This is a genomic window from Leuconostoc lactis KCTC 3528 = DSM 20202 (assembly GCF_014651235.1).
GTDB lineage: Bacteria > Bacillota > Bacilli > Lactobacillales > Lactobacillaceae > Leuconostoc > Leuconostoc lactis.
The window spans coordinates 1-8,840 of sequence record NZ_BMWM01000036.1; the positions used below are offsets into that span (position 1 = coordinate 1).

The following is an 8,840-nucleotide window of genomic DNA, read 5'->3' on the forward strand; positions in this document are numbered from 1 at the left end:
TAACACCATTAAAGACCTTGATGGGTTTTTCTGTCCACTTAAATGTTCAACTTAAATTTTACAATCTGCCATGTTAATAAATTACAAGCAGAAGCTGAAAAATTACAGAAACAACTTAAATTTGAACAAGGCATCTCTAGTGGTTTGAAGAAAGAGCTTCTTGACACACATGCTAATCGGTCAAAAGAAGTGAGTGAAAAAGAACAAGAGAAAGAAACTATCCAAAGCAAGCTTAACGCAGTAAATAACCAAATTTCTGAGAAAGAACAAACTATTAAAAACAACGCAAATGAAATTAATCGTCTGAATGATGAACTAGCTAAGGCTAAGGATAAAAGTTCAGAAGATGATAAGAAAATTTCAGAATTGGAAAAAGCCGTTAGTGACGCTAAGGATTTAAGAGATAAGGCTCAAAAAGCTGTCGATCAACTAGCAAACGATCAAGCAAAGAAAGATCAAGCAAAACAATAATAAATGCTATTGAGCAACCCTTCGGGGCTGCTTTTTTATTTTGCTTGTATTAATACCTCTAACTATGGGGTTCAGTTTATACCAACAGTAGTATTGTTTTGCAACTATGTTGAAACTAAAATATAGCCTTATTTTAGAACTAATCAACTGGTTTTAATGGCGCTGCCTACCTTTTTGCCCATATTAAAAATATGTTTTACAGCCCTTTTATTATTTATCAACACGTATAAAAAGAGACTAACTACCACTTATTAGTGGGTTAGTCTCTTTTAAGTTAAAGATAACAGACAGTTAGTTGTTAGCTCACGTTGTAATATAATATTTTTTTACTGTACTGGCACTTGCAAATCCTGTCGATCTTTTGTGTTCACAGCATGTTCCCTTAAGCGGCTCATTGCGTTCTCTGCCTTTTCTATTTCTCTATTGTGCTCAGCCGTATTAGTTGATGTCTTAGAATCCTCCAGATCCTTTTTAGACTTCTCCAGATTCTCTTTATCCCTCTCCAGATTCTCTTTTATTCCATTCAGTTGTTGAATCAATCTATCTTTTGCTTGAATTGCTTCCCGAATTTTATTCACATCAGATACATCAGAAGTGCCTAATTCCTGTTTTAAAACGTTCTCAAGGTTGGTTTTGTCAGTTTGAGCATTTTGCACTTGTCCTTTCAACGTTTGTATTCGTGTAGCTAATTCATTAATACTATTCCTAATATCATCCTCATACTGTCGTCCCGCGGTATGCTGTTCCCACAGCTTAAAGGTTTCTCCAGCATATGCTGATACCCCAAACAAAACCATAGCAAATGCTAGGATTGCGCCAGGTAAAGCGATTTTCTTCATAGTTTTACCCTCCACTATCGATACATTTTTCTATTTGTGGTTTGTGACACATCACGCAAAGTTGTAATCATTCATCATAAATAGCAATAATTTCCCATATAAATAACAATAAATTTCCATAATATGCCAAAATTCCAGTTAATATTTTACGCGCTTTTAAAATATTATCAATAATTTTGTGTAATTATTTTTGTAATAAAAAGCAGCGACTCATATCCGTACAACCCGCAACAACTAAAAAAGCCATGCAGACTAGTCACAAAACTAGCCCACACGGCTCATACTTATTTTACGGCATAATGCGCAGCAGCAGCGCCAAGGTTGAAGCGTGAAATCGTCACCTTTTCAAATCCCACCTGTAATAATCGTTGCCCTAACGTGCGATAATCCATGAACTGTTCAGTGGTCTCATCCAGGTACTTATACTCTTGATACTTCCCTTTAGCAAATACCTTCCCAAACATTGGCATCACTTGTCCAAAATACAATTGCCAAAACGGCTTCACCAATGGGTTATCCGGTTGTGACGTTTCTAAAATCACCAATTGCCCCCCTGGCTTAAGGACACGATACATTTCCTGCAAACCCAGCACTGGGTCGGGTAAGTTACGCAGGCCAAAGCCAATCGTTACAATATCAAACGTATTATCTGCAAACGGCAAGGCCATCGCATCCCCTTGCACTAACGTGATTTTATCAAAATAATCGCTGACATCGACTTTCTTTTGCCCAACAGCCAACATTTCTTCACTAAAATCAAGGCCTGTCACATGGGCCGTCGGATCACTTTTTTCCGCCAAAGCTAACGCCCAGTCAGCGGTTCCAGTCGCTAGATCAATAATGTTGGCACCTTCTGGAAAGGTCATCCGCGCCATCACCTTTTGGCGCCACAACTTATGCGTGCCGAGTGAGATGATATTATTCATCTTGTCGTATTCAGGGGCAATCGTATTAAAAAGTGCCCGCACATCAGTATTTTTTGGTGATTGTGTCATCAGTTTTTATCCGCGAGCTGTATTACTCACGCCTACTCCTCTTTTATTGTAACGCTGTTAATGTCTCGAGTTCCGCTGCGAACAAACGTCGTTGCACCTTGCCACTCGCCGTGACATGCCAAGTATTAGCTTGGTAAAAACGTTGCGGCACCTTATAATGGGCCAACTGTTCGCGACCAAAACGCCGCATTGCGGCCGCAGATAAGTCCGTTCCCATCACAACAGCGACCGGCACTGCCCCCCATTTTTCATCAGGCACACCCACGACAACTATTTTCTGCAGGCCTGGCATGGTTGCATAGGCAGCTTCGACTTCATCGGGGAAAATATTTTCCCCACCAGAACTAATCATATCGCCCTCGCGCCCTTGAATATATAAAAAGCCGTCAGCATCAAGATACCCAAAGTCCTCAGTGTTAAACCAGTCTGCCTGCATATTTTTAGCCAGCAGTTCAGGTTGGTTCAAATAACCTGGGGTTAGCGTTGGTGATTTGAGCCAAACAGCCCCAGACGTGCCTGGTGCTACTGGTTTCCCCGCTGCATCACGAATACTCAACGACACAGGAAATAACGGCTTCCCGACTGACCCTAATTTTACTTGGGCATCGGCCGCATCCAACGCCACCACTTGTGACGCCGTTTCCGTCATACCATAGGATTGAATAATAGGAAGTTGATGCGCCGCTGCTTGTTGCAACGTGGCCGCATCGGTTGGCCCACCACCAAGCAGTAGCGTTCTAAAATGCGGATTATACGTCACGCCAGCCGGTAAATCCGCCAGTAATTGTTTAAGCATCACGGGGACGGCCGACATTGTAGTAATTGTATCATGAATCAGTAAGTCATTAATGCGATGCGGATCAAATTTCTCAACCAATACTACCCGCATGCCATAAATTAAACTCCGCATCAAAATGGCAAACCCACTAATATGGAAAATCGGCACCACGGCCAACCAAGCATCCTGACTAGTGAGCCCCAGATTAAGCGCACTACCCATCGCTGACATCCAATGATTATAATACGTCTGCATCACGCCTTTTGGCTGGCGCGTCGTGCCCGACGTGTACATCACGCTCGTCACAAAGTCATCGGGATACTCAGCAACTGGTGTCACCGGTTGTTCTGCTGGTAATTGCGAAAATTTAACTTGTTGGGCTACGGCTAATTCAGCTGTGTAGCCGTCATCGGTTAATAATAACGAGACACCTGCATCCGCCAATTGGTAGTTAATTTCAGCAACAGACAAGCGCCGATTAATAAAAACAATGGTTTTACCCAACTGTTGCAGGCCCATAATAACCAAATAACCTTGTAGACTATTGGTCATGATCACGGCCACGCACGAATTGCCATCCCCCAATGCGGCGATCTGACCCGCAATTTGTTGCGCCGTTTGGGCCACTTCTTGAAATGTTAAGTGTTGTTGTCCAGCCGAAACGGCCACGCGGTTTGGGGTTAACCGGGCGCGTTTCACCAACCAATTTTCCATGTTTTAAACCTCTTTAATCACTATCTATCATACCACGTAGGCTTAAAATAACCTTGCATTTTTTAATTTACAGTTGTAGACTAATAGTATGATCAAACAAACACAAACAATGACAACAAGTGAATGGGAAATTATGCGCGTGATTTGGACATTAGGAGAAGCGACCAGCCGCCAAATCATTCGAATAATGGCACAGAAAACGGATTGGTCGCCTTCGACGATCAAAACGCTTATTTCGCGCTTACAAGCCAAAGGTTATTTAACCGATAATGGCGCCAGTCGCGACCGCTTGTATCTGCCAACGGTTGCGGAACACGAGGCCATGACGGCAACTTTGCAGCGGACCATCCAGGCCATGTGTGCCATGTGCTTTGGTCACGCCTTAGCCGATGTGTTGGCCACCACGCCTCTGTCTCAAGACGACATCACGCGATTGCAGGCCGTCTTACAGGATAAATATGCCCAAGCACCCGACCACATTGCTTGTGATTGCTTACCACATCAAGAAGAGGAGAAGACACCCCATGAGAGATGAACATGAACAGCAACACGACCATGAACATCACCAACATCAAGACCATACAGCGATGTCTGGTCACCATATGCATCACGAACACCATGAAATGACTATGACCCATGATGACCATGACGCATCACACACGATGCAACATGACCATGCAGCCATGACGCATCATCATATGCACATGTCAGATGATCCTGGCATGGCGCATATGGATATGACCGATATGGCTCGCCGCTTTTGGTGGTCTTTGGCGTTGATGCTACCCATTATTATCATTACACCACTGATGGGCATGACTTTCCCCTTCACCTTGCAATTCCCAGGGGACACGTGGGTCACGGCTATTTTGGCCACGGTCTTATATATTGTCGGCACAAAGCCCTTTTTTGTTGGGGCTAAAGCCGAGTTAAAAGCTAAAAGACCAGCAATGATGAGTTTGGTGAGTCTCAGTCTACTCGTGACATTTTGGTACTCGATTTATGCCTTAGTGGTCAACACTTTTTGGCCAATGGCCCATGTAATGGACTTTTTCTGGGAATTTGCGACCCTGACCGTCATTATGCTGTTGGGTCACCGCATTGAAATGGCAGCCACAATGGAAGCTGGTGATGCCACTGCCAAGTTGCGCGCCTTATTGCCTAACACCGCACACGTGAAGCACGGCGATCACTTTATGGACATGCCGGTTTCAGCATTGAAGCCAGACATGGTTGTGCAAGTTTTAGCCGGTGAAGCTTTCCCTGCCGACGGGGTTATTTTATCAGGTGAAAGTCAAGTCGATGAATCTCTCATGACTGGTGAAAGCCGTTTAATTGATAAAAAACCCGGTGTCTCAGTTGTGGGTGGCACCATCAACGGTAACGGGACCCTGTTAGTGAAAGTGACCCATGTTGGCGCCCAATCATTTATTGGTAAGCTCCAGTCAACATTAGCCGCCTCACAAAGTGCCAAATCACGCATTGAAACGATTGCTGATCAAGTGGCGAGTTATCTCTTTTGGGTCGCCCTCTTAATTGCCGGTCTAAGCTTAATGATTTGGACACCACTACACGGTTTGGGCTTTGCCATTAATATTGCCGTGACTGTATTAGTCATTGCCTGCCCACACGCGCTTGGCTTAGCGGTGCCTCTCGTTATTCAACGGACCAAAGCTATTGCCGCCACACAAGGGATTTTAATTAAGAACCATAAAGCATTGAGTTCAGCTAACCACCTGACTTATGTCTTAATGGATAAAACAGGTACGTTAACGACCGGTCAATTCAAAGTTATGCAAGTTGTGACCGATAACTTTGATCAAAAAGAAGCCTTAGGCATCATGGCAGCGCTTGATGCCCAATCAACGCACCCACTAGCCCAAGGGATTGTCAGCTATGCTAAGCAACAACAAGCACCAGTATTATTAGCCACTGATGTTGCAAACATGGCGGGCTACGGTATTGCTGGGATGGTGAATGACAAGCATTACCTACTCGTTTCAGAACGGTATTTGAAGGATCATCATATCCATTACACGCCGTTGGTTGCTGATGGCACAATTTCTTATTTGCTCCAACATGATCACGTCGTGGCGGCCGTCGCCCAAGGTGATGAAATTAAGGCCACTGCGCCAACATTTATTAACTATCTGAAGGCACAACATCTCATTCCAATTCTGGTGACCGGTGATAATACCCAAGTGGCCCAAGCTGTTGCGGATCAAATGGGTATTACCGAAATCCACGCCCAAGTATCACCACAAGAAAAAATTGCCCTGGTCAAAGATTATCAAAAACAAGGTCAGGTTATGATGATTGGTGATGGGATTAACGACGCGCCGGCGTTGGCCCAAGCAGATTTGTCAGTTGCCATTGGCGCTGGAACACAAGTGGCGCAAGCAGCGGCGGACACCGTCTTAATTGCTAATCAACTCCCAACTATTATTGATTTTCTTAAGCTTGCTAAGCGCGCGGATCGCAAGCAAATTGAAAACCTTTGGTGGGGGGCTGGTTATAACATCATCGCCTTACCACTGGCTGCTGGGGCACTGGCAACCTTTGGTATCATGTTAAACCCAATGATCGGTGCGATTTTAATGTCGCTATCAACGGTTATTGTTGCTTTAAACGCGATGACGCTCAAAGCTTAAAAAAACAGCAACCCTACGGGTTGCTGTTTTTTTGTTGCGCATTTAAGGCACTGAGTTGTTGTTGCATTTCACCTAACATTTTGGTTTGTAATGCCTGAACTTCTAGCATATCTGGATAATCTGTTTGAATTAAACGATCAATCTTGGCATGTAATACCCGCATTTCTTCTTCGGTTTTCAAATTCACATGAAAATCGTTATCTGCATGCAGTCGGTCATAATCTGACGAGCGGTTTTGACTCATTAAAATTAACGGTGCTTGTAAAGCCGCCGTCATACTCAAAAAGAGATTCAATAAAATAAAGGGATAGGGATCAAAATTTGCATGGAACACGTGCCAGCCGTTCACCGCAATCCAGACAACCATGGTGATAATCGCCATGATAATAAAGCCCCAACTGCCGCCAAATTTTGCAACCTTATCTGCCACCCGCTGCCCAAACGTATAAGTCTCGCGCTGGTGCTTCTTAACATTAATGACTTTAAAATTTTTATCCGTCAAAATATGGGTCAGCTTGTGTTTCATTTGCCGATTCATCTGTTGATCAGCCAGCCGCATGGCATTAATGCGGGCCAAACGATATGGTAATAAATGGGCCAAACAAATAAACGCATCACCCTGATGCTCGGGAAAGTCTTGTTGAATGGCCCGCCGTAAATTCGGCTCTAATTCAGGCAGTAAAACACCGTCCACAAATGCTGTTGCCGCACCGTCTACTAAACAATGCTGGTCCCTATTTTTGTCAATCAATGCACCAGCCTCCAATCGCTGTTATTTGCCATCATTATAGCATTATTAGCCACATAAAAAGCCTTAAAGCACCTGCTTTAAGACCAGTTAGCCAATATAATTTAAACAAATAGGCTCATAATCAAGACCATCACAAGTCCCACAACCGCAATTACGGTTTCCAACACTGTCCAAATCAATAGTGTTTGCTTCACGTTCAAATCAAAGTACTCTTTAAACATCCAGAAGCCAGCATCATTCACGTGCGAAGCGGCTAATGACCCTGCCCCAATCACCAAAACCATTAAGGCTGGGTTCACATGCGAGGCAACCATCAAGGGCTGAACTAAACCAGCTGCGGTCAAGGCAGCAACCGTTGCTGAGCCTAACGCGACACGCAGAATCACAGTAATAATCCAAGCTAACAGCAATGGTGAGATAGCTGAATGGATAAACAATTGTGAAATTTGACCAGAAATACCGCCATCAATCAAAATCTGTTTAAAGGCTGCGCCACCACCAATAATCAAAAGTAACATTGCAATGGATTTGATGGCTTCTTCAACGGTAGCCATCATATCTGGTGTTTTACGCCCTTGATGCCAACCCATTGCCCACATCGCAAACACCAAAGAGATAATCATCGCTGCGACCGGATTACCAATCATGGTGATAAATGCTGCCATCCCCGTTGGGTTTTTAAAAGGTTGACCATCATTGTAAATAATCGTGTACGTTGTTGTGATTCCCATTAACAAAACCGGGAACAGTGATGTCAACACAGAAATACCAAAGCTTGGTGTTTCTGACAACACAAATTGCTTTTCTTTACCAAAAGCGGTCAATTGTCGCTTAATCACAAAGGCATCTGGCGCAAATTTTTGGGCCAACTTAGTAAATAGTGGCCCAGCGATAATCGCCGCTGGTACCGCAACAATTAAGCCATAAACCAAGACCGTTCCTGGGTTGGCACCCAACGCACCAGAAATCGCCGTTGGGGCTGGATGCGGTGGCAAGAAACCATGTGTGACTGACAAAGCTGCTGCCATGGGAATACCAAGATAAAGCAATGGTACGGCGGCTTCCAGCGCAATCGCAAAGACGATGGGAATCAACAAGACCATCCCAACTTCAAAGAAGAGCGCAATCCCAATAATAAAGGCCGCAACCATGATGGCCAGTTGGACACGTTGCTTACCAAATTTGTCAATTAACGTATGGGCAATCCGATAAGCACCACCCGCATCAGCGACCAAACGGCCTAAAATCGCGCCGAATCCAAAAACAATCGCCAACTCACCTAAAGATGAGCCAATCCCATTTTGAATTGACACGGGAATCTGTTGGAGTTTCATCCCCAATCCCAAACCAACAACACTCGCCGTTAAAATCAACGCAATAAACGTGTTGATTTTAAACTTAATAATGAGTAACAAGAGGAATAAAATTCCAAGGGCCAAGACAACGAAAGACATCATACTGCTTTCTCCATTCTATGTTCAACACTGTGCCAGAACTTATTTTGAATAACCGCAACCTGTTTTCAGTTGGTTTTCTGTATACTCATTACAAGGATGTAAGTGCTTTTATGTTAGGCAGATTGTAAAATTTAAGTTGAACATTTAAGTGGACAGAAAAACCCATCAAGGTCTTTAATGGTGT

Annotated in this window: 8 protein-coding genes; 3 read left to right on the plus strand and 5 right to left on the minus strand. The window is 43.9% G+C overall.

Going from position 1 to position 8,840, the window contains the following annotated elements; translation table 11 throughout:
* The first annotated feature begins 42 nt into the window (after positions 1–42).
* Positions 43–471, plus strand: a complete 429-nt coding sequence (locus IE039_RS07790) for a hypothetical protein (protein WP_189428992.1) — start codon at positions 43–45, stop codon at positions 469–471.
* A gap of 326 nt (positions 472–797) precedes the next feature.
* Here IE039_RS07790 and IE039_RS07795 read toward each other — a convergent pair whose 3' ends face one another.
* The 3 genes from IE039_RS07795 to IE039_RS07805 form a co-directional block, all read right to left on the minus strand.
* Complete coding sequence (locus IE039_RS07795; protein ID WP_010005862.1) at positions 798–1,310, minus strand: hypothetical protein; 513 nt, start codon at positions 1,308–1,310, stop codon at positions 798–800.
* 284 nt (positions 1,311–1,594) lie between these two features.
* Positions 1,595–2,305, minus strand: a complete 711-nt coding sequence (gene ubiE / locus IE039_RS07800; RefSeq protein WP_010005863.1) for a bifunctional demethylmenaquinone methyltransferase/2-methoxy-6-polyprenyl-1,4-benzoquinol methylase UbiE — start codon at positions 2,303–2,305, stop codon at positions 1,595–1,597.
* A 43-nt stretch (positions 2,306–2,348) separates the two neighbouring features.
* The gene (locus IE039_RS07805; RefSeq protein WP_010005864.1) at positions 2,349–3,797 is read right to left on the minus strand and encodes an o-succinylbenzoate--CoA ligase; all 1,449 of its coding nucleotides are present in this window, start codon (positions 3,795–3,797) and stop codon (positions 2,349–2,351) included.
* A gap of 88 nt (positions 3,798–3,885) precedes the next feature.
* Here IE039_RS07805 and IE039_RS07810 point away from each other — a divergent pair, with 88 nt between their 5' ends.
* Together IE039_RS07810 and IE039_RS07815 are read left to right on the plus strand one after the other, a co-directional pair.
* The gene (locus IE039_RS07810; protein ID WP_189428993.1) at positions 3,886–4,332 is read left to right on the plus strand and encodes a CopY/TcrY family copper transport repressor; all 447 of its coding nucleotides are present in this window, start codon (positions 3,886–3,888) and stop codon (positions 4,330–4,332) included.
* Between the two features lie 94 nt (positions 4,333–4,426).
* The gene (locus IE039_RS07815) at positions 4,427–6,448 is read left to right on the plus strand and encodes a heavy metal translocating P-type ATPase (protein WP_189428994.1); all 2,022 of its coding nucleotides are present in this window, start codon (positions 4,427–4,429) and stop codon (positions 6,446–6,448) included.
* 13 nt (positions 6,449–6,461) lie between these two features.
* On the opposite strand, the gene IE039_RS07820 is transcribed toward IE039_RS07815, so the two are convergent.
* Positions 6,462–7,199 carry a DUF1003 domain-containing protein gene (locus tag IE039_RS07820; RefSeq protein ID WP_019041732.1) on the minus strand — a complete coding sequence of 246 codons (738 nt, stop codon included), beginning with the start codon at positions 7,197–7,199 and terminating at the stop codon, positions 6,462–6,464.
* 101 nt (positions 7,200–7,300) lie between these two features.
* Positions 7,301–8,656 (minus strand): gluconate:H+ symporter, encoded by a 1,356-nt coding sequence (locus IE039_RS07825; RefSeq protein WP_147000908.1) that lies wholly within the window; start codon positions 8,654–8,656, stop codon positions 7,301–7,303.
* Positions 8,657–8,840: the final 184 nt, after the last annotated feature.

Excerpts from the sequence above, each read along its gene's own strand:
- IE039_RS07815 (WP_189428994.1), top strand. The coding sequence starts at position 4,427 with ATGACCCATGATGACCATGACGCATCACACACGATGCAACATGACCAT.
- IE039_RS07805 (WP_010005864.1), bottom strand. The coding sequence starts at position 3,797 with ATGGAAAATTGGTTGGTGAAACGCGCCCGGTTAACCCCAAACCGCGTG.
- IE039_RS07790 (WP_189428992.1), top strand. The coding sequence starts at position 43 with ATGTTCAACTTAAATTTTACAATCTGCCATGTTAATAAATTACAAGCA.
- ubiE (WP_010005863.1), bottom strand. The coding sequence starts at position 2,305 with ATGACACAATCACCAAAAAATACTGATGTGCGGGCACTTTTTAATACG.
- IE039_RS07810 (WP_189428993.1), top strand. The coding sequence starts at position 3,886 with ATGATCAAACAAACACAAACAATGACAACAAGTGAATGGGAAATTATG.
- IE039_RS07825 (WP_147000908.1), bottom strand. The coding sequence starts at position 8,656 with ATGATGTCTTTCGTTGTCTTGGCCCTTGGAATTTTATTCCTCTTGTTA.
- IE039_RS07795 (WP_010005862.1), bottom strand. The coding sequence starts at position 1,310 with ATGAAGAAAATCGCTTTACCTGGCGCAATCCTAGCATTTGCTATGGTT.